The organism is Pseudomonas sp. G5(2012) (genome assembly GCF_000408945.1).
Lineage (GTDB): Bacteria > Pseudomonadota > Gammaproteobacteria > Pseudomonadales > Pseudomonadaceae > Aquipseudomonas > Aquipseudomonas umsongensis.
Map to the genome: position 1 here is coordinate 53,041 of NZ_APIO01000006.1, position 19,874 is coordinate 72,914.

The following is a 19,874-nucleotide window of genomic DNA, read 5'->3' on the forward strand; positions in this document are numbered from 1 at the left end:
TGAGAACTGATCGATTCAAGGCCGGTGTGGCCAGACCTTGAACTGTAAAATTGGTGGAGCCAAGCGGGATCGAACCGCTGACCTCCTGCGTGCAAGGCAGGCGCTCTCCCAGCTGAGCTATGGCCCCGGATTTTTCGCCTCGCGGCGGAGCGACATCTTGCAACATCGCTTCTGTAAAACTGGCGTCCCCTAGGGGACTCGAACCCCTGTTACCGCCGTGAAAGGGCGGTGTCCTAGGCCACTAGACGAAGGGGACGCAAACCCTTCTATACAACTGATCAACGCTGAGTGTTGATCGCTTCGAGGCCGGTGTGGCCAGACCTCGAAGTGTAAATTGGTGGAGCTAGACGGGATCGAACCGTCGACCTCTTGCATGCCATGCAAGCGCTCTCCCAGCTGAGCTATAGCCCCTCATCGTTGATGTTGCCGTTGGCTTCATCGCTGAGGACGGGGCGAATCTTAAGGGCGTATCGAAAGCCTGTCAAACTTATTTTGCAAAAAAAATAAAATTTTTTGCCGACATAACAATCACTTACCGCCCTCCCCCCGAAACAACGGGCTGTTTGCGAGGAACGCAGACCCGTAGGAGCTGCCGAAGGCTGCGATCTTTTGACGTTGGCTTTTAGAAGCAAGATCAAAAGATCGCAGCCTGCGGCAGCTCCTACAGTGGGAATCAGGCGATAGCGCCCAACAGCTTTTCCCACTCCTTGTTTTCTTTCTTCGACACGCCACCCAGCAGATCGATCGCCTGGCGCAGGCGGAACCGGGTCAGGTCCGGCCCGAGGATTTCCATCGCATCGAGCACCGACACCGAGCTGGCCTGGCCGGTGATCGCGGCGAACATCAGCGGCATGGCATCACGCAGCTTCAACTCCAGGGATTCGACCACTGCCTGAATGGTCGCGGTGATGCTGTCCTTCTCCCACTGGCGCAGGCTTTCGAGCTTCCACAGGATCAACTGCATCAACTGGCGAACCTGATCGCCCGAGAGCTTCTTCGATTCGAACAGCCTGGCGTCCGGATTCACGCCACCGGCAAAGAAGAATCCGGCCAGCGGTGCAACCTGGCTGAATGTCTCGACGCGGCCCTGCACGTGCGGCGCGATCTTCATCATGTATTCGGCATTGAATGCCCACTTCTGCACGCGCGCAGCGAACTCTTCCACCGGCAGGTCACGCAGCCACTGGCCGTTGAGCCAGGACAGTTTCTCGATGTCGAAAATCGGCCCGCCAAGGGAGACGCGCTTGAGGTCGAAGTTATCGACCATTTCCTGCAGCGAGAACTTCTCGCGCTCGTCCGGCATCGACCAGCCCATCCGGCCCAGGTAGTTGAGCATTGCTTCGGGCATAAAGCCCATGCGCTCGTAGAACGTCACCGAAGTCGGGTTCTTGCGCTTGGACAGCTTGCTCTTGTCCGGGTTACGCAGCAGCGGCATATAGCACAGCTCCGGTTGTTCCCAGCCGAAGTATTCGTACAAGAGGATCAGTTTCGGCGCTGACGGCAGCCACTCTTCGCCGCGCAATACGTGGGTGATGCCCATCAGATGGTCATCGACCACGTTGGCCAGGAAGTACGTCGGCAGGCCGTCGGTCTTCATCAGAACTTGCATGTCCATGCGGTCCCACGGGATTTCAACGTCGCCACGCAGCATGTCCGGCACTACGCACACGCCTTCGCTCGGGACCTTCATGCGGATCACGTGCGGTTCACCAGCGGCCAGGCGGCGCGCCACTTCTTCCTTGGACAGCAACAGCGCTCGGCCGTCGTATCGTGGGGTTTCGCCACGGGCCATTTGTTCGGCACGCATCTGGTCCAGCTCTTCGGCGGTGCAGAAGCACGGGAAGGCATGGCCCATGTCTACGAGCTGCTGGCAGTACTTCTGATAGATCTCGCCGCGCTCGCTTTGACGATACGGGCCGTGGGGGCCGCCGACGTCCGGGCCTTCGCTCCAGTCGATACCCAACCAGCGCAGGGCGTCGAAAATCTGCTGCTCGGACTCGCGGGTCGAACGCAGCTGGTCGGTGTCTTCGATCCGCAGGATGAACTCACCGCCGTGCTGCTTGGCAAAGCAGTAGTTGAACAATGCGATGTAAGCGGTACCTACGTGGGGGTCCCCGGTAGGCGATGGCGCGATGCGCGTGCGGACGGTGGTCATGGCAAGTCTCGAAAAGAAGATCAAACAAAGGGCGAATGGTAACAGGCGACACCCGCCCCGCTCCAGTGAACAGGGCATTTAAGCCAAGTTTGCGTCTACAACGCCTGTATGCCGTGGTGAATGGCCGGATATCAGCCGATGGCATTTACCGTTTATCGGCTGTGTGCCAGATTCACCAGCTGATAACTTTCCTTACATATTCTCGACTACAGTTTGCCCCATGCCTGCCCAACTCAAGCGTCGCCTGTCCCTCTTCCTGTTGCTTGTCCTGCTGATCGCCGGGGGCTTTTTCGCCCATTGGTTTTTCAACGGGCGGTTTTATGAAAGCACTGATAACGCCTATGTCCAGGGCGAAATCACCCGCGTGTCGAGCCAGTTGGGGGCGCGCATCGATGAGGTGCTGGTGCAGGACAACCAGCACGTCGAGAAAGGCCAGTTGCTGATAAGGCTCGAAGGCGATGATTTCCGCCTCGCCGTCGACCGCGCCAATGCGACGCTCGCCACCCGCCAGGCCGAACGCCTGCAAGCCCAGAGCAAACTGACCCAGCAGGCCAGCCTGATTGCCGCCAGCGACGCGCAAGTCGCGTCCAGCCAGGCGAGCCTGGGCCGTTCACAGATAGACCTGACCCGCGCCGAAACCTTGCGCAAGCCCGGTTATGTCTCGGAAGAACGCGTGACCACGCTCTCGGCCGACAACCACATTGCCCGCTCACAGCTGCTCAAGGCCCAGGCGGACGCCCAGGGCCAGCGCCAGCAAATCAACGCGTTGAGTGCCGAGATCAAACGCCTCGACGCGCAGATCGCCAATGCCAGGGCCGACCTGGCCCAGGCCGAGCTGAACCTCTCCCGCAGTGAAATCCATGCGCCGATCAGCGGCCTGATCGGCCAGCGTGCCGCGCGCAATGGCCAATTCGTGCAGGCCGGCGCCTATCTGCTGTCGGTGGTGCCCGATGAAGACATCTGGATTCAGGCCAACTTCAAGGAAACCCAGATTGGCCACATGCAGCCCGGACAGATAGCCGAGCTGACCTTCGACGCCTACGGCGACACGCCGATCGAAGCCCGGGTCGACAGCCTGTTCGCCGCCTCGGGCGCGCAGTTCAGCCTGTTGCCGCCAGACAATGCCACGGGCAACTTCACCAAAGTCGTGCAACGGATCCCCGTGAAGCTGACCTTCGCCGCCGATAACCCGTTGCGCGGCAAGATCCGCCCGGGCATGTCGGTGACCGCCAAGGTGAATATCAAGGACGCCCCGGAAGATCTCACCACCAAAGTGAGCAGCAAAGACACACTTGACGATGGCCGGTGATCAACTGATTCGCCCGGTCGGGGAACCGACCCGGCGGGACTGGATCGCGGTGATGAGCGTGATGCTCGGCGCCTTCATGGCGGTGCTCGACATTCAGATCACCAATTCATCGCTCAAGGATATTCAGGGGGCGCTGTCGGCCACCCTGGAAGAAGGCTCGTGGATTTCCACCTCGTACCTGGTGGCGGAAATCATCATGATCCCGCTGACCGCATGGCTGGTTCAGCTGTTATCAGCGCGACGCCTCGCGGTGTGGGTTTCCCTGGGTTTTCTCGTTGCCTCGCTGCTGTGCTCCATGGCCTGGAGCCTGGAAAGCATGATCGTCTTTCGTGCACTGCAGGGCTTCACGGGCGGCGCGCTGATTCCGCTGGCCTTCACCCTGACCCTGATCAAACTTCCCGAACATCACCGCGCCAAAGGCATGGCCATGTTTGCGATGACGGCAACCTTCGCGCCATCGATCGGCCCGACACTCGGTGGCTGGCTGACGGAAAACTGGGGCTGGGAATACATTTTCTACATCAACATACCGCCTGGCCTGCTCATGATCGCCGGGCTGATGTACGGCCTGGAAAAGAAAGCGGCCCACTGGGAATTGCTTAAAAGCACCGACTACGCCGGCATCGTTACCCTGGGCGTCGGCCTTGGCTGTTTGCAGGTATTCCTGGAGGAAGGGCATCGCAAGGACTGGCTCGAGTCCAACCTGATCGTGGCCCTGGGCAGCATCGCGCTAATTAGCTTGATCACTTTTGTGATCGTACAGTTTTCCAAGCCCAATCCGCTGATCAACCTCGGCATCCTGGGCAATCGCAACTTCGGTTTATCGAGTATTTCCAGCGTCGGAATGGGAGTTGGCCTGTACGGTTCGATTTATTTGTTACCGCTGTACCTGGCGCAGATCCAAAACTACAACGCCCTGCAGATCGGCGAAGTGATCATGTGGATGGGCGTGCCGCAGCTGTTCCTGATTCCCCTGGTGCCCAAGCTGATGAAGGTTGTCTCGCCGAAATGGCTGTGCACGATTGGTTTTGGCTTGTTCGGCCTGGCAAGTTTCTACTCCGGCGTGCTCAACCCGGACTTCGCCGGGCCACAGTTCAACCAGATCCAGATCATTCGCGCATTGGGCCAGCCGCTGATCATGGTCACCATTTCGCTGATCGCCACAGCGTACATCCTGCCTCAGGATGCGGGGTCGGCTTCGAGCCTGTTCAACATCCTGCGTAACCTCGGCGGCGCCATTGGCATCGCCCTCCTCGCCACCCTGCTGGATGCGCGGACCAAGACCTATTTTGATTATTTGCGCGAGTCCATCGTGCCAAGCAATCCACAGGTGGCCGAACGCCTGGCTTCATTGACCAACACGCTGGGCAACGAAACAGCGGCTTTGGGCAAACTCAGTGAGATCGCCCATCAGCAGGCGTCGATCATGGCCTACAACGATGCGTTTCATTTTGTCGGGATTGCGCTGGGGATCAGCATGTTGGCGGTGCTGCTGACCAGGACATTGCCGGCGGGGTTGAAGGCTGGGGAAGCACATTGAGACCGAGTCGCGGCCTTCGCGAGCAGGCTCGCTCCCACTGGAATTACGCTAAACCTTGTGGGAGCGAGCCTGCTCGCGAAGAGGCCCGCGCACGCAACGCAAATCTCAGACTGTAATCAAGCGCTCGCGCAACTTGGCAATCTCGTCACGCATCTGCGCCGCCGCTTCGAATTCCAGGTCACGCGCCAACTGGTACATCTTCTCCTCCAACGCCTTGATACGCTTGGCGATCTCACCCGGCGAGCGCAACTCGGCTTCGTACCGGGCGTTTTCCTCGGCGGCCTTGGCCATGCCCTTGCGCTTCTTGCTGCGCGAACCCGGCACGGTGGCGCCTTCCATGATATCGGCAACGTCCTTGAACACGCCCTTGGGCGTGATGCCGTTGGCCAGGTTGAAGGCGATCTGCTTGTCGCGGCGACGCTCGGTTTCGCCGATCGCCCGCTCCATGGAGCGAGTGATCCGGTCGGCATACAGAATCGCCCGGCCATTGAGGTTACGCGCCGCCCGACCGATGGTCTGGATCAGCGAACGCTCGGAACGCAGGAAGCCTTCCTTGTCGGCATCGAGGATCGCCACCAGCGACACTTCCGGCATGTCCAGGCCCTCGCGCAGCAGGTTGATCCCCACCAGCACATCGAAGGTGCCAAGGCGCAAGTCGCGGATGATCTCCACCCGCTCCACGGTGTCGATGTCCGAGTGCAGATAGCGTACGCGCACGCCGTGATCGGCCAGGTAGTCAGTCAAGTCCTCGGCCATGCGCTTGGTCAGCGTCGTGACCAGCACTCGCTCTTCCAGGGCGACGCGCTTGGTGATTTCCGACAGCAAATCGTCGACCTGGGTCAGTGCCGGGCGGATCTCGATCTGCGGGTCCACCAGACCGGTCGGACGCACCACCATGTCAATGACGCGCCCAGCGTGTTCGGCCTCATAATTGCCTGGCGTCGCCGAGACAAAAATCGTCTGCGGGCTGATGCTTTCCCACTCATCGAACCGCATCGGCCGATTGTCCAGCGCCGATGGCAGGCGGAAGCCATATTCCACCAGCGTCTCTTTACGCGAGCGGTCGCCTTTGTACATGGCGCCTACTTGCGGCACGCTGACGTGGGATTCGTCGATCACCAGCAAAGCGTCGGCCGGCAGGTAATCGTACAGGGTCGGCGGTGGGGCCCCGGCTTCGCGACCGGACAGGTAGCGCGAGTAGTTCTCGATGCCATTGCAATAACCCAGCTCAAGAATCATCTCCAGGTCAAACCGGGTGCGCTGCTCCAGGCGCTGCGCCTCCACCAGCTTGTTGTTGGAACGCAGGTAGTCCAGGCGCTCCTGCAACTCGACCTTGATCCCTTCGACGGCATCCAGCAAGGTTTCCCGAGGTGTCACGTAGTGGCTTTTCGGGTAGAAGGTGAAGCGCGGCAGCTTGCGAATGACTTCACCGGTCAACGGATCGAAGGCCGACAGGCTCTCCACTTCGTCATCGAAGAGCTCGATGCGGATCGCTTCGAAATCTGATTCCGCCGGGTGGATATCGATCACATCGCCGCGCACCCGGAACGTCGCACGGGCAAATTCCATGTCGTTGCGGGTGTATTGCAGGTCAGCCAGGCGGCGCAGCAATTCACGCTGGTCAAGCTTGTCGCCACGATCCACGTGCAAAACCATCTTCAGGTAGGTTTCCGGGCTGCCCAGACCGTAGATGCACGACACCGTGGTGACGATGATCGCGTCCTTGCGCTCCAGCAAAGCCTTGGTCGCGGACAGCCGCATCTGCTCGATATGGTCATTGATCGAAGCGTCTTTCTCGATGAAGGTGTCCGAAGACGGCACGTACGCTTCAGGCTGGTAGTAGTCGTAGTAGGAAACGAAGTATTCGACGGCATTGTTCGGGAAGAACGCCTTGAATTCACCGTACAACTGCGCCGCCAGGGTCTTGTTCGGCGCCAGTACCAGGGTCGGGCGCTGTACCTGGGCGATCACGTTGGCGATGCTGAAGGTCTTGCCGGAACCTGTCACACCGAGCAAAGTCTGGTGCGCCAGCCCGGCCTCAATGCCCTCGACCATCAGGCGGATGGCCTCTGGTTGATCGCCGGCAGGCTCGAAGCGGGTGACTAGCTGGAATTCAGACATGTAAAACCTCTGGGATCACTCTTGCCAGTAAAACCGGCACGAACGAGAAAGACCGCAAACGACCGATGTCGCCCGAGGAAAAAACTGGATTGCGCTCAATGTGGAGCCGATTGCCGGCGCTTTCAAGGTAAACGTCCTACAACGCGTAAAGCCTTTGACGGCGCTAATCGACTAATGGTCGAAAAATAATAGAAAAAACTTACCTTAAAAGCCGATTCGTCTGTCGCCATCTCTCGCGGATGGCCTCTATACTAGCTCCCCGTTTGTGCACCGCTCTAGTGCATTCGGCTGGAGCGCGACACGTCCCTCCATTCTCCATTCAGAGCCGCCGCAAAAATGAGCCTGTTCTCCGCTGTCGAAATGGCACCACGCGATCCAATCCTGGGCCTCAACGAAGCATTCAACGCCGAAACCCGTACCAACAAGGTCAACCTGGGAGTCGGTGTTTATTGCAACGAGGAGGGGAAAATCCCACTCCTGCGCGCCGTTGTCGAAGCCGAAACCATTCGCGTCGCTCAACACGCTTCCCGTGGCTACCTGCCAATCGACGGCATCGCCGCCTACGACCAGGCCGTGCAAAAATTGCTGTTTGGCAATGATTCGCCACTGATCGCCGCTGGCCGAGTCATCACCACCCAGGCCGTTGGCGGTACTGGCGCACTGAAAATCGGTGCCGACTTCCTCAAGCAACTGCTGCCGAACGCCGTCGTGGCGATCAGCGACCCAAGCTGGGAAAACCACCGCGCGCTGTTTGAAACCGCCGGCTTCCCGGTGCAGAACTATCGCTACTACGATGCCGCCACCCATGACGTGAACCGTGCTGGTTTGCTGGAAGACCTGAACGCCCTGCCGTCCGGCTCGATCATTGTGTTGCACGCTTGCTGCCACAACCCGACCGGTGTGGACCTGAGCCCAGCGGACTGGAACAACGTCCTGGAAGTGGTAAAAGCCAAGGGTCACGTGCCGTTCCTCGACATGGCATATCAAGGTTTCGGCGACGGCATCGATGAAGACGCCGCTGCCGTGCGCCTGTTCGCCGAATCGGGCCTGACCTTCTTTGTTTCCAGCTCGTTCTCCAAATCGTTCTCGCTGTACGGCGAGCGCGTTGGCGCCCTGTCGATCGTCAGCGAATCGAAAGAAGAAAGCGCGCGCGTACTGTCGCAAGTCAAGCGCGTGATCCGCACCAACTACTCCAACCCGCCAACCCACGGTGCAAGCATCGTCGCCGCCGTACTCAACAGCCCGGAGCTGCGCGCCCAGTGGGAAGCGGAGCTTGCCGAGATGCGCCTGCGCATTCGTGGCATGCGCACGCAAATGGTCGAGACCCTGGCGAAAAACGCGCCGCAGCGTGACTTCAGCTTCGTCGGTCGCCAGCGCGGCATGTTCTCGTACTCTGGCCTGAGCGTTGAACAAGTGCATCGCCTGCGCAATGAGTTCGGCATCTACGCCCTGGACACCGGCCGTATCTGCGTGGCTGCCCTGAACCAGAGCAACATCAAGGTTGTGACGGATGCGATCGTTCAGGTGATCTGATTGGTCTGCTGATACGAAAAACGGGAAGCCACTGGCTTCCCGTTTTTTGTTTGGCGCAGATAATTTTCAGCAACCAGAGCGAGCCCTCTAAACTGCACACATCCATCCACTGCAGGAGCGAGCATGCTCGCGATGGTCGTTAGCGATGACTCGGGAAACCTGACGCCCCGCGGTGCCCTCAGGTTCCTCGCGAGCATGCTCGCTCCTACAAGGTGTGGTGTACACCCGAGATTTCTTACGAGAGCCGATATGAAAAACGATGACCTACGCGCTGATCGCGATGACCTGGACGACTTCATCCCCCGCACCCCGGCCAGACAACGCGGCAACAACCTGGTGATGCAAGTCGCTGCCGGCGTGTTTCTCGGCGGCCTGGCCCTGTGGCTGGTGCAACTGGGTGCAACGGCGCTCTACGCCAAACTGATGCTTGGCACCATTACCTTCGGCGGCTAGGCCAGTTCGGTCGCGCGCTGGCTGGCGGCATCGTCATAGGCGACATATAGCGATTCCGCGACCTGGCTCTTGATCGCCTTGGTGCTTTCCAGGCCCAGGACAAAACCCTCGGCCTTGCCCCCTGCACGGTTCAACTCATCGGCGCTGCTGGCCTGGGTGATTGCATCGAATAGTTTTTCGGCGTGCGGGCCGACCCCCTTGGGCAGGCTGATTTGCGCGATGCTCATGGGAATACCCCATTGTGTCGAAGCTTTGTGACGGTCAAGCAAGTCATGGCACGTACCTTATCGGCGAATGGCCGGCAGCGCGTGGAACCACTTCCGGGTTGCCATGGTAGCCCTCGCCAGCGATTCCGGTAACCGCCAATCAGCGATAAATCACCGTCCGTCCCGATGAAACCCTGATTTTACTATCAGGTGCTTGACTTCTCTTTTTGAATCAGTAACATAGGCGCCATTCCGCGATAGCTCAGTTGGTAGAGCAAGTGACTGTTAATCACTGGGTCCCTGGTTCGAGTCCAGGTCGTGGAGCCAGACAGCAATATCGAAAAGCCCCTGAATCGAAAGATTCAGGGGCTTTTTTGTGGTCGTTGTTTTTTATTTCAAAAGAAAAAAGCCGACCTGTCTATTCAACAGATCGGCCCTTTTCAGTGACGCCTTGCGTCAGACATGCTCACTGCTCTTGGCCAGCACCGGTCGCGGGTCCACCGCCCCATGTGCCGATTCCACCACTGGAATCTCCTTGCCATCGCAGTCGTGCAACTTGCCGTCGCTGAAGTAATCCCCTTCGCGCAACGCCGCCAGGTCCTGGTAGCGCAACACCCGCTCGGTGCCCGCCGCAAACACCGACTGCTGGTCGGAGTTACCGGCGGTCAGGTGGTTGAAGGCCAGGTTGAGCACGATGGCCATGATTGCCGAAGAGCTGATGCCCGAATGGAAGATCGTGGCGAACCAGCTTGGGAAGTGATCGTAGAAGTTCGGCGCGGCGATCGGGATCATGCCGAAACCGATGGAGGTCGCGACGATGATCAGGTTGACGTTATTGCGGTAGTCGACCTTGGACAGCGTGCGAATGCCGCTGGCCGCAACGGTGCCGAACAGCACGATACCGGCACCGCCGAGGACGGAGGTCGGCACGGCGGCAATCACACGCCCCATGAACGGTAGCAGGCCGAGGATCACCAGGAACAGGCCGCCGGTGGCCACCACATAACGGCTCTTGATGCCGGTCACCGCCACCAGCCCGACGTTCTGGGCGAAGGCGCTTTGGGTGAAGGAGCCGAAGATCGGGGCGATCATGCTCGACAGCATGTCCGCGCGCAAACCGTTGCCCAGGCGCTTGGAATCGACCTTGGTGTCGATGATTTCACCCACGGCCAGGATATCCGCCGAGGTCTCCACCAGGGTCACCATGACCACGATGCACATCGACAGGATTGCCGCGAAGTGGAAGGTCGGCATACCAAAGTGAAAAGGTGTCGGGAAACCGAACATTGGCCCCTGGCCGACGGACGAGAAATCCGCCATGCCAAGGAACACCGCGATGACCGTACCGATGACCATCGCCAGCAGGATCGATAACCTTGAGATGGTGGCGCTGCCGATCTTGCTCAGCAACAGCACCAGCACCAGCGTCACCGCTGCCAACCCGATGTTGGCCATGCTGCCAAAGTCAGGGGCGTGACTGTTGCCACCCATGGCCCAGCGTGCCGCCACCGGCATCAGCGTTAGACCGATGGTGGTGATCACGATGCCCGTGACCAGCGGCGGGAAGAACTTGGTAATTCGCGAGAACACCGGCGTGATCAGCAATCCGATCAGGGAAGCGGCTATGACCGCCCCCAGGATCGACTGAAACCCGCCCTCGCCGCCACTGCTGACAATCGCCACCATGGTCGCGACGCCGGAAAACGACACGCCCTGCACCAGCGGCAACTGACAACCGAAAAACGGTAGACCCAGGGTTTGCAGCAACGTGGCCAGCCCCCCCGCAAACAATGAAGCAGCAATCAACAAACCGATGTCCGCCGGCGACAGCCCGGCCGCCTGCCCAATGATCAAGGGCACCGCGACGATGCCACCGTACATGGTCAGAACATGTTGCAGGCCGTAAGCCATATTCGCGCCGATCCCGAGATTTTCATCTTCAGGCCGTTGGTGTGAAACATGGGGCGTTTTCATGTTAGGGGGTTCCCTGGTTTTTGTTATGCGCACACTGTATTCAAGATCCAGGACAAATGTCTATAGAGTTGTATACAACTTGCCAGTCAAATTATGAACGGTCGTTCATGCAGGCTGTGTGCCATCGCGCATCACATCGTAAAAAACCTTGAAATACATCCGCGCGCCCCATTCTCCCGCGCCCACTAGTCTTTTGAATTCCTGGTGACCATCGGTAGTGATCGCCCTCTTTCATATACATATAAAGTATGCACAATGAAGTCATTCGAAATTCAGTATCACAGGGCGAAGAACGCAGCCAATAAACTCAAGCACCTGGGTATCAGCCTCGCAGAGACGGAGCCAGTGTTCCATGATGAACGGGCGCTGACCCTTGAGGACAATCATCATGATGAACAGCGCTGGATCATCATGGGGCTGGACGGCAAAGGTCGTTTGCTGGTCGTGGCGTACACCCATCGTGACCCGAATTTCGTTCGAATCATTTCCGCGCGCCTCGCCAGCAAAAACGAGCGCCGCCAGTATCTGGAGGCTTGACCCATGAAAGACGAGTACGACTTCAGCCATGCCAGGCGTGGGGCAGTTGCCTCCAGCAAAGGCAAGACCCGTATCACCATCATGCTCGATGACGTCGTCATCGAAGCGGCACGCGCGCTCGCGGAGAGCGAGGGTTATGGCTACCAGACCGCGATCAACAACACGCTGCGCAGGGCGTTGCTGACCGGGCATGACAAAACAGAAGGCAGCACTGGCAGGCACCTGAAAAAGGGGATCACCGCCTCTGAGTTGAAAAACCTGGAAAAAAAGCTCGCGCAAGCCCTCAGCGAAATTCAGCGGGTGATGGAGCCTGATGCCCGGCCTTAGAAAAGCACGGAAAAGGTGCAAATTGATCCAATCCGCACTTTTTTTGTGTGCACGATGCGTCGACTATTGCGGCGCTATCAATCGCTCAAGTGTGTGCATCAACGACGCATGCGTGGGTACCCGAATCTCGAACTCGCTTTCCAGCACGCCAATCAACTCCTGCAGGTCGGCCACTTCCCGGCGTTCACTGTCCTGCCCTGTACGATGGATTGCAAAGCTGCCGTTATTGAGGGTCCGTCGCCACCCTTCCCCGGTTCGGGCCACCATCAATTGCCTGGCGAACGGTGATTCGGGGTGGGTCGAGACATACCAGTTGCCAACGGCGTAATCGATGTCCTCCTGGCGCTGCAGGTCGAAGATGTACATGGGCCGCCATTCATTCGCGACCTTGGCGCGAAGGGTGTAGCCGTCAACGTGCTGCTCAATGCGATACGGCTCGTGGGGAGTCCATTGTTCACCGCGGCTGTCGAGCGACAGCGGTGCCGTGGGCACCATGCCGCCGAAGCCGACGTCAGTGATGTAGCGCACGCCATCGAGCGTCACCAGGCTCAAGCGGTGCGTACGCGCGGTCCAGGCGCCCTCCGGCTGGCCCATGACCACGCGCCCGCTGATACCCCGCGCGTCGAAGCCGAGCGCCTGGAGCAAGACCAGAAACAGATAGTTGAGTTCGTAGCAGTAACCGCCGCGCCCATCCTGCAGGACCTTATGCTCGATCGACGCCAAGTCGATGCGCACCGGCTCGCCCGCCAGCGTGGTGAGGTTTTCAAACGCGAAGGCGCCGGTGTGACGCAATTGAAGCAGGCGCAGGGTTTCAAGCGTAGGTGCCGGGGGAGCGTCGAATCCCAGGCGCTTTAGATAGGAAACAGTGTTTGCCAGACTTGGCTCGCTCATCGCTTGATCCTTATGCACGCAAGCTGTGGACGCTATGTATAAGGGATGAAGGGGTACGGCCGACAATTGATTTAGCCAATCGGCCGGCAAGAACACTCAACGGCGCTTACGCGAGCTCAACTGAATCCAGGTGGGCGCATGGTCGCTGGCATGGGGTTCGTTGCGCACCCAGGCATCGACACCCGCGTCCTCCAGGTATGGACTCAAGGCCGGGTTGAGCAACAGGTGATCGATGCGTAACCCTGAGTTCTTCTGCCAGTGCTGGCGAAAATAATCCCAGAAGGTGTAGACCCGCTCGTTCGGATACAGGTGTCGCAGAGCATCGGTCCAACCCTGGTCCAGCAGACGCTGATAACACTCGCGGCTCTCGGGTTGCAGCAAGGCATCCTTGAGCCAGGAACGTGGGTTATAGATGTCGAGGTCGGTGGGAACCACATTGTAGTCACCCGCCAGTACCACCGGATGCTCACTGCCCTGCAGCGCCTTTGCGTAACGTATCAGGCGCTCGAACCAGGCCAGTTTGTAATCGAACTTCGGCCCTGGTTGCGGGTTGCCGTTGGGCAAGTACAGACAACCCACCACAATCCCGTGTACGGCAGCTTCCAGGTATCGACTGTGATTATCCTCGTCATCGCCCGGCAGACCTCGACGGCTTTCCAGTGGCTGCGCATCGCGTGCCAGAATCGCCACCCCGTTCCACGACGCCTGCCCCTGCCAGATCGCTCCGTAGCCGATGGCCTCTAGCTGCGCGGCGGGAAACGCACTGTCGGCCGACTTGAGTTCCTGGAGGCAGGCGATATCCGGTTGTTCGCGCTCAAGCCAGGCCAACAGATTTGGCAGGCGAGCGCGCATGCCGTTGACGTTGAATGTCGCAATTCGCAGCTTTTTCATGACCACCGTCCCGTTTGGCTGGGTCTCATGGGTGTGACCGCACGGCCTGCCAGGTGTTCGGTCCACCATAGCCTGCCACTCGTCATGCAACCGGCACCAACCGCCCTGCCCTTCACACCAACTTCAGGTAACGACCCATCTTTTGGAGACGGACCATGAAAAACACCAGAATCACTTCGCTGTTTCTCGCTGGATTGCTTTGCGCGGCCTCCCTGGCCACCTTCGCAGCCGGCGATGGTGCTGAGGCGGCGGGCACTAAATCCGGCGCAACCAGCGGGCCGGTCATGCCACCGGACAACACGCCGAGCTCGCCCTCGGGCGGCAACGCCGGTGACGGTGGTGCAACCGGCTCATCAAGTGGAAGCGCGGGCAGCAACAGCGGTTCGGGTGCCGGAGGGGGCACCGGGGCGGCTGGCGGAGGGACCGGCGGGGCTGGCGGGGCTGGCGGCGGGACGGGCAGCTGAACGCGTAAAGGCAGCCGATGACGGATCATCGTCGGCTGCCTCGATTGCCCGCACTACATCTGCTTGACCGCTGGCGGATTCCACTTGCCGTTCAAGGCCTCGGACTTCGGACCGTACAAGCGCATGGTCAGGTTGAACGGCCCCTTGGGCGCCGGCAGCCAATTGGCTTCCAGGTCCTTGCCAGGGTTTTCATTCTGGAAATAGATATCGAGCGAGCCGTCAGCGTTGTTCTTGAACGGCATCCAGCTGCTGACCGCGAATCGGTTGAGCTCGTTCCCTACCTGGAAACCTTCAGGGTCGTACAGCGTGATCGACCAGAAGGCATTCACTGGAGGCACTTCATCCTTGGCGAAATGCAGCACGTATTTGTGCGCGCCGTCGAGGGCATTGCCATTTGTATCACCGATATTCAACGGATAGATCGCGTCTTCCGGCAGATTCGCGCCGAGCCCCACCTGCGCCACGATCGCGCGCTTGAGGTAGTAGTTGCCGTAGACACCCATGGTGTCGGTGTTCATCGACCAGCCGTTGACCACCCGTGCGAGGGTAGGCACCTTCCACGCCATCAGTGCTTGCGCGTCCTTGGGCGCAGTCTCCAAGGCAGCTTTTATCTCAGGGTCCAGGGCATCCATGCTGAACGACTTGCCAGGTTCGATGCCGATGCGCTTGATTTGCGCCAGTAGCGGCTGATCGGTGCCGTGGGCCGGATGCACCTTGAGCAGTTCGGCGGCGTAGGCGAAGTAGTCGGCCGCCGACATTGTGTCGACCTGGATTTTCGGCGGGGTCTTCATGTCCACGGCCGGGTCGATCTTGACGCTGACCGGTTCAGCACCTTTGCCCAGCCGAGACAACGGCGTCACGGTGTAGCCGGCCTGGATCTTGTGCACCGCCGCGTAGTCCCCCGCGCCATCGGTCTTGGTTCGCCCGATCACCCAGACAAAAGGCGTCGGCGCCGGCAGATGGTTCAGTCCCGCAGGCACTGTGCCGGTCCATCCCGGTGGCGTCACCAGGAACTGCGCAGCGTCGGTTCCGGTGGTGCGCCAGCCTGGCGAAGCGAATACGTCACTCCACATGTCGAGCATCGGCAGCAAATAGAAGCGTCCGGCTGTGTCTGGCGCAGCGATGACCAGCGGTTCCTTGGTCAGGTCGAGCCAGGCAATGGAATACAACGTGTCGAAATTGGGACGCACCACCCCTTTGAAATTCGCAGGCGGGTACTCTGGCACACTCACAAACATGTTCATCGGACCTTTGCCGAACTCCTTGCCCGGTTCGATGTTGGTGAATTGCTTGCGGGTGATGTCCATGGTCAACAGCGGATAAAAGTAAACGTAGGCATCCACGCCAATGGCATGCGCTTCTTCGGCGGTGATTTTCGATTGCGCCTGACTGACCAGCGGAAAGACCGCGCTGGACGCAACAATAAGGGCTATGGAGGACAAAGCTTGGGTTATCGACATAGTGGCGATCGTCCTTGCGATGGGGAGATCTGCCGGGAGTGGCAGAGCTATCGGAACTCTAGACGATCAATTGAACAAGTTCTGACAGGCAGACAATCGGCTACCGGTAGTCGCGCAGCCACGTCAGCGGTCTGATCGCACGAGTGCCTGCGCCCCGCCCTCCACCGACAACGTCGCCGAACGGTTCCTGCCCGAATGCTTGGCCTGATACAGCGCCGCGTCGGCGCGCTGGATGAACACTTCCACGCTATCGCGCCCCGTTGGCACGAACGAATAGCAACCGAGGCTGACGGTCACGTATCCGCAGGGCGATCCCGAATGGCTGATGTTCTTGTCCATTACGCCGCGGCGAATCTGTTCGGCAAGGTTCATGGCGCCCTGGATATCGGTGTCAGGCAGCAACACCGCAAACTCTTCGCCACCGTATCGCACCGCCAGATCGGCTTTGCGATGGCAGCAACTTTTCACGGCACGTGCCACTTCGGCCAGACAGTGATCGCCCACCACATGACCGTAGGTATCGTTGTACCGCTTGAAAAAATCGATATCGAGCATGATCAGGCTCAGCGGGCTTTGTTGGCGGGCACCGCGCCCGAATTCGATATCGAGGGCCCGCTCGAACAACCGGCGATTGGCCAGGCCGGTCAGGCTGTCGTGGGTGGCAATCAGCTCAAGTGCTTGCTGAGCTTGTCGTAAGTCCGCCTCGACCTGCTCACCCACACGCACCTGGCGTATGAACACCCAGCCGATCAGTCCGATGCCCAGAATGACCAACACGACGATGGCGCTGGAGCGAAATACCGTGTCGTACCAGTCCGCGAGAATCGAGTCCCGCGACGATGCCGCCGAGACCACCAGCGGGTAGGCCTCCAGCTGCCGATAACCATGCAGGCGGACAATCGAATCCATCTCTGAGGCGAACATCGCGTTGCCGGAAGTCGCGCGGGGCAGCAGGTTCTGAAAGATTTCACCCTTGGCCAATGACGTACCGATCTGCGCTTGCACATAGGGCCGACGGGCGAGCAACGTGCCATCGGTCAATGCCAGGAACATCGCGCCGTTGTCGTCGATACTGAAGCCTTTGAAGAACTGCTCGAAGTACGACATCTTGATCCCGGCCAGCAGCACCCCCTGGAACTGACCCTTCCTGTCATTGACCCGCTTGGAGATCGGAATGATCCATTCGCCATTTTCCCGACTACGGATGGCCGGGCCGATGTGCGCCACGGAAGAAATGTTCTGCTGGTGAAACCTGAAGTATTCGCGATCTGCCACGCCGTTGCCGCGAGGCAGTGCTTCAAACGAGGTCACGACCCACTGGCCCTTTTGGTCGAACAACAGGATGCCGTGCAATTGATCCAGCGCCTGCACCCGCCGGACGAAGGTCTTCTGCAAACGTGGACGTTGGGCTGGACCGAATCCGTCGGCCTGAATCCAGTCCACCAGGCTGGTCAGCACCAGATCGGCTTGCATGAAGGTGTCTTCGGCCTGCTGCGCCATGGCCCGCGTCAGGTTCGACGAAGCGACCTGGGCCTGGCTCAGGTCATGGCGCCGGGACTGTTCCAGTTGCAAATAAAGCAAGGCGCACAGGCACAGGCACACCGCGCCGATAAACAACACTGCGGCGTTGCGCAGCGGTATGCGTTTCAAGGCGATGCCTTGGGCGTGATACAACTCATCAAGGCGTGTTGGCAAAAAGCGCTCCCTGAAAGGACAAGGCACGAGCGACACCCCCATGCCTCTGGTTTTGGGCGCCAAGTCTACGATGTTACCCGCGAGAAAAGCGCAGCAGATACCAAATGTTTAACCACCCCCTGGAAACCGTCAGCGACATGACGCAGGACAACTGCCACATCACCATCAAGGAGCTACGATGAGTGTTACACCACGACAGGGAAATGAAATGAGCAAGGCAGACGAGCTGGCCATAAAACTGAAACAGACCCGGCCCTCCGGCATCGATCAGGCGATCGATAGTTGGCCGGGCCAGGTCTACGAGCTGTATCACCGGATCGAGGCCTGGTTACAGCCATTGACCGAGGCCGGCCTGGTCTTGCGGCGCAACCCCACTCACGTGTTCGAGAGCCACCCGCAGGGCGACACCTTCGACTATGCCATCGACCAGTTGGTGATCACCGGCAATCACCACAGCATCACGCTCGATCCCGTTGCACGCTTCACGGCGGATGGAGAGGGGCGGGTCGAAATCCACTGCAAAGGCAACGAACTGGCCCTGTTGCGCACCGTGGACGAACACGGCGCAACACATTGGTGGCTACAAGTAATCGAACAAGCCGTAGCGCAACCGGATGCGGTCGCGCTGACCGAAAACAATCTGCTGTCGGTGGTCCAGGCAGGACTGGAGCTCGGGTGAAGCACCATCACCGCAAAGGTGGAACCCGGATATCCCCGGCGCGGCATCGTGTCTTCACTCCTGTGCCACAAGACGCGAACGCCAGGTCCTTGTCCATGCAGACCCGAACCTCCGACAACTGCGGCCCGTTGCAGATCACCGCAATGCCGTCCCCCGGCAACCCCGGATTGCTCTGGCGAAACATCTGCTCAATGTCCCGGGCTGAAAAATAAAGCGTGTTATTCAAGGGTTGCAGTTGCTCGGGAATCCTGACCGCGCCCAAGGCCTTGTCGGAGGCCTCCAGGTAACCGATGGCGCCGAGGCCGCTGCATGTGCCGTGCTTGGCCCATTCGTGCTCGAGCAGCTTGTTGGTCGGGAACAGCATCAAGCCCTTCGCCCGCTCCTCTGGCGAGAGCTTCACCCTCGGCGCGCAGGACTTCGGCCAACCACCCCGGGCGTATTGCGGCCAGAGGCCGTGAAGTACAAAGCCATAGCCTTTGCCGGAACATTGCGCGTCGTCACGATGGGTCAGGCAGTAGGTAGGTGACCAGGACAGCACCAACAGATAGTAGTCGAACACCCCCGCCACGGATTGCGGCCTGGCGCCCCCTGAATCCCGGGCGCTGCTCGGGCCCACGCTGGCGAACGTCAACACGATCAGCGCGACTGCGGCGTAAAGTCTTTTCATCGGCACGTTCCTTCGGGGTGACTTCAGTGCAAATAACACCGACCGACATTGGGCCGGTCAAAAGCCGATACTTTGGCACAGCCACGAACGCGTTCCACCACGAGAGTCATTCGAAATGTTTGATGTCGTGCAGTCGAACAATCCGTCAGAGCAACCTGTCGAGCTCTTCCAGGGTCATCCGAGGAATCAATCGCGATGGAATTTTCGAGACGTCGGACAAGTTGTAGACCTGAAAATCCTCGTTGATGACTTGCTTCGACAAGATCTCGAACGACGGCAGGATTCTCGTCTGAAAATGGTCGTCGAGCACGCAGGGAGAAACGAATTTGCCTGGGACTTCATAGAAGCGCCCCGCTGTCGGGTCCAGGTCGACTCCCACCAGGAACACCCGGTTGAATCCCAGGTGATAGGCAAGCTGCAGCGCCAGGTAGGCGACGGTACGCGCGTCAAAAAAACCGCGCTTGAGGTTCTTGCTGAAACCCAGGGTTTTACTCCGCCCCCTGCCTAGCTTGCGGACCCTGACGAGGTCTTTGTCAGCCCTGAAAAAATCACTCCACACCAATCTGGGTGCCCGGCTCAGCAAGTACAGCTTGCCTTGGGGCTTAAGCGAGGTGTGCCAGACATGTTTTTCCCACAGCGCAACCCGCTCGCTGATGCGCATGGCCTCGGTGAACAATTCCGGCTGTTGCTCGGAAAAACCCTGGTCGGTACACACATAAAAGTACGGCTTGATACCTGTACCCGTGAATTTCGAAATGGCACCGTTCATGCTGATCATTGGAACGCCAGCATACTTGTGCAACGGGAAATCCTTGGCCGATTTACCCGACGCCACGATGAACACGGGCCCCTTTTGAATGTTGCGACACTCATCCAGGTCGTGCACCCGAAGCGCCCGGGAAATGAGTGTCGTTTTTTTGTCGGCAACATCCATCGTCAATATCCCTATCCCTATCCCTATTTACTGATCAA

At 59.2% G+C, this 19,874-nt stretch carries 18 protein-coding genes and 4 tRNA genes; 9 read left to right on the forward strand and 13 right to left on the reverse strand.

The genetic code is table 11. From position 1 onward, the window contains the following. Positions 1-51 precede the first annotated feature (51 nt). From PG5_RS02505 to gltX, 4 genes are all read right to left on the reverse strand, one after another. Positions 52-127: transfer RNA gene (locus PG5_RS02505), tRNA-Ala, on the reverse strand. Between the two features lie 53 nt (positions 128-180). Beyond that, positions 181-256: transfer RNA gene (locus tag PG5_RS02510), tRNA-Glu, on the reverse strand. Between the two features lie 79 nt (positions 257-335). After that, positions 336-411 (reverse strand) — tRNA-Ala (locus tag PG5_RS02515). 262 nt (positions 412-673) lie between these two features. Next, complete coding sequence (gltX, locus tag PG5_RS02520; protein ID WP_020795507.1) at positions 674-2,155, reverse strand: glutamate--tRNA ligase; 1,482 nt, start codon at positions 2,153-2,155, stop codon at positions 674-676. 220 nt (positions 2,156-2,375) lie between these two features. Here gltX and PG5_RS02525 point away from each other — a divergent pair, with 220 nt between their 5' ends. Both PG5_RS02525 and PG5_RS02530 read left to right on the forward strand, forming a co-directional pair. Beyond that, positions 2,376-3,464, forward strand: coding sequence for an HlyD family secretion protein (locus PG5_RS02525; RefSeq protein ID WP_020795508.1), 1,089 nt, complete (start codon positions 2,376-2,378; stop codon positions 3,462-3,464). 49 nt (positions 3,465-3,513) lie between these two features. Continuing rightward, positions 3,514-5,004: an MDR family MFS transporter gene (locus PG5_RS02530; protein ID WP_177326131.1), complete on the forward strand. Its 1,491-nt coding sequence runs from the start codon at positions 3,514-3,516 to the stop codon at positions 5,002-5,004. A gap of 105 nt (positions 5,005-5,109) precedes the next feature. Here the strand turns inward: PG5_RS02530 and uvrB are convergent, their stop codons facing one another. Further along, positions 5,110-7,125, reverse strand: coding sequence for an excinuclease ABC subunit UvrB (uvrB, locus tag PG5_RS02535; protein ID WP_020795510.1), 2,016 nt, complete (start codon positions 7,123-7,125; stop codon positions 5,110-5,112). A gap of 336 nt (positions 7,126-7,461) precedes the next feature. On the opposite strand from uvrB, the gene PG5_RS02540 reads away from it, so the two are divergent. Then, entirely contained in the window at positions 7,462-8,658 is a 1,197-nt protein-coding gene (locus tag PG5_RS02540) for an amino acid aminotransferase (RefSeq protein WP_020795511.1), read from the forward strand. A gap of 249 nt (positions 8,659-8,907) precedes the next feature. After that, entirely contained in the window at positions 8,908-9,111 is a 204-nt protein-coding gene (locus tag PG5_RS02550; RefSeq protein ID WP_020795512.1) for a hypothetical protein, read from the forward strand. On the opposite strand, the gene PG5_RS02555 is transcribed toward PG5_RS02550, so the two are convergent. After that, entirely contained in the window at positions 9,108-9,338 is a 231-nt protein-coding gene (locus PG5_RS02555) for a hypothetical protein (protein WP_020795513.1), read from the reverse strand. The two genes, PG5_RS02550 and PG5_RS02555, sit on opposite strands and share 4 nt — an antisense overlap. A 230-nt stretch (positions 9,339-9,568) precedes the next feature. Here PG5_RS02555 and PG5_RS02560 point away from each other — a divergent pair. Beyond that, a tRNA-Asn gene (locus PG5_RS02560) sits at positions 9,569-9,644 on the forward strand. A 129-nt stretch (positions 9,645-9,773) separates the two neighbouring features. On the opposite strand, the gene PG5_RS02565 is transcribed toward PG5_RS02560, so the two are convergent. Further along, a complete protein-coding gene (locus PG5_RS02565; RefSeq protein WP_020795514.1) occupies positions 9,774-11,291 on the reverse strand; it encodes a nucleobase:cation symporter-2 family protein in 1,518 nt (505 codons plus the stop codon). Between the two features lie 255 nt (positions 11,292-11,546). Here PG5_RS02565 and PG5_RS02570 point away from each other — a divergent pair, with 255 nt between their 5' ends. Together PG5_RS02570 and PG5_RS02575 are read left to right on the forward strand one after the other, a co-directional pair. Beyond that, complete coding sequence (locus PG5_RS02570; protein ID WP_020795515.1) at positions 11,547-11,828, forward strand: BrnT family toxin; 282 nt, start codon at positions 11,547-11,549, stop codon at positions 11,826-11,828. Between the two features lie 3 nt (positions 11,829-11,831). Continuing rightward, a complete protein-coding gene (locus PG5_RS02575) occupies positions 11,832-12,155 on the forward strand; it encodes a BrnA antitoxin family protein (RefSeq protein WP_020795516.1) in 324 nt (107 codons plus the stop codon). Between the two features lie 63 nt (positions 12,156-12,218). On the opposite strand, the gene PG5_RS02580 is transcribed toward PG5_RS02575, so the two are convergent. Together PG5_RS02580 and PG5_RS02585 are read right to left on the reverse strand one after the other, a co-directional pair. Next, complete coding sequence (locus PG5_RS02580) at positions 12,219-13,046, reverse strand: arylamine N-acetyltransferase (protein ID WP_020795517.1); 828 nt, start codon at positions 13,044-13,046, stop codon at positions 12,219-12,221. Between the two features lie 96 nt (positions 13,047-13,142). Beyond that, complete coding sequence (locus tag PG5_RS02585) at positions 13,143-13,937, reverse strand: exodeoxyribonuclease III (protein ID WP_020795518.1); 795 nt, start codon at positions 13,935-13,937, stop codon at positions 13,143-13,145. Positions 13,938-14,092: 155 nt separating this feature from the next. On the opposite strand from PG5_RS02585, the gene PG5_RS33140 reads away from it, so the two are divergent. After that, a complete protein-coding gene (locus PG5_RS33140) occupies positions 14,093-14,401 on the forward strand; it encodes a hypothetical protein (protein ID WP_080725375.1) in 309 nt (102 codons plus the stop codon). A 53-nt stretch (positions 14,402-14,454) separates the two neighbouring features. On the opposite strand, the gene PG5_RS02595 is transcribed toward PG5_RS33140, so the two are convergent. Together PG5_RS02595 and PG5_RS02600 are read right to left on the reverse strand one after the other, a co-directional pair. Next, positions 14,455-15,861: a DUF1254 domain-containing protein gene (locus tag PG5_RS02595; protein WP_020795520.1), complete on the reverse strand. Its 1,407-nt coding sequence runs from the start codon at positions 15,859-15,861 to the stop codon at positions 14,455-14,457. A gap of 123 nt (positions 15,862-15,984) precedes the next feature. After that, positions 15,985-17,556: a GGDEF domain-containing protein gene (locus PG5_RS02600; RefSeq protein ID WP_020795521.1), complete on the reverse strand. Its 1,572-nt coding sequence runs from the start codon at positions 17,554-17,556 to the stop codon at positions 15,985-15,987. A gap of 208 nt (positions 17,557-17,764) precedes the next feature. Between PG5_RS02600 and PG5_RS02605 the strand changes: the two genes are divergently transcribed. Further along, positions 17,765-18,235, forward strand: coding sequence for a hypothetical protein (locus tag PG5_RS02605; RefSeq protein ID WP_033044156.1), 471 nt, complete (start codon positions 17,765-17,767; stop codon positions 18,233-18,235). A gap of 7 nt (positions 18,236-18,242) precedes the next feature. On the opposite strand, the gene PG5_RS02610 is transcribed toward PG5_RS02605, so the two are convergent. After that, positions 18,243-18,902, reverse strand: coding sequence for a ribonuclease T2 (locus PG5_RS02610; RefSeq protein WP_020795523.1), 660 nt, complete (start codon positions 18,900-18,902; stop codon positions 18,243-18,245). Between the two features lie 145 nt (positions 18,903-19,047). Continuing rightward, positions 19,048-19,836, reverse strand: coding sequence for a 6-hydroxymethylpterin diphosphokinase MptE-like protein (locus PG5_RS02615; protein ID WP_020795524.1), 789 nt, complete (start codon positions 19,834-19,836; stop codon positions 19,048-19,050). Positions 19,837-19,874: the final 38 nt, after the last annotated feature.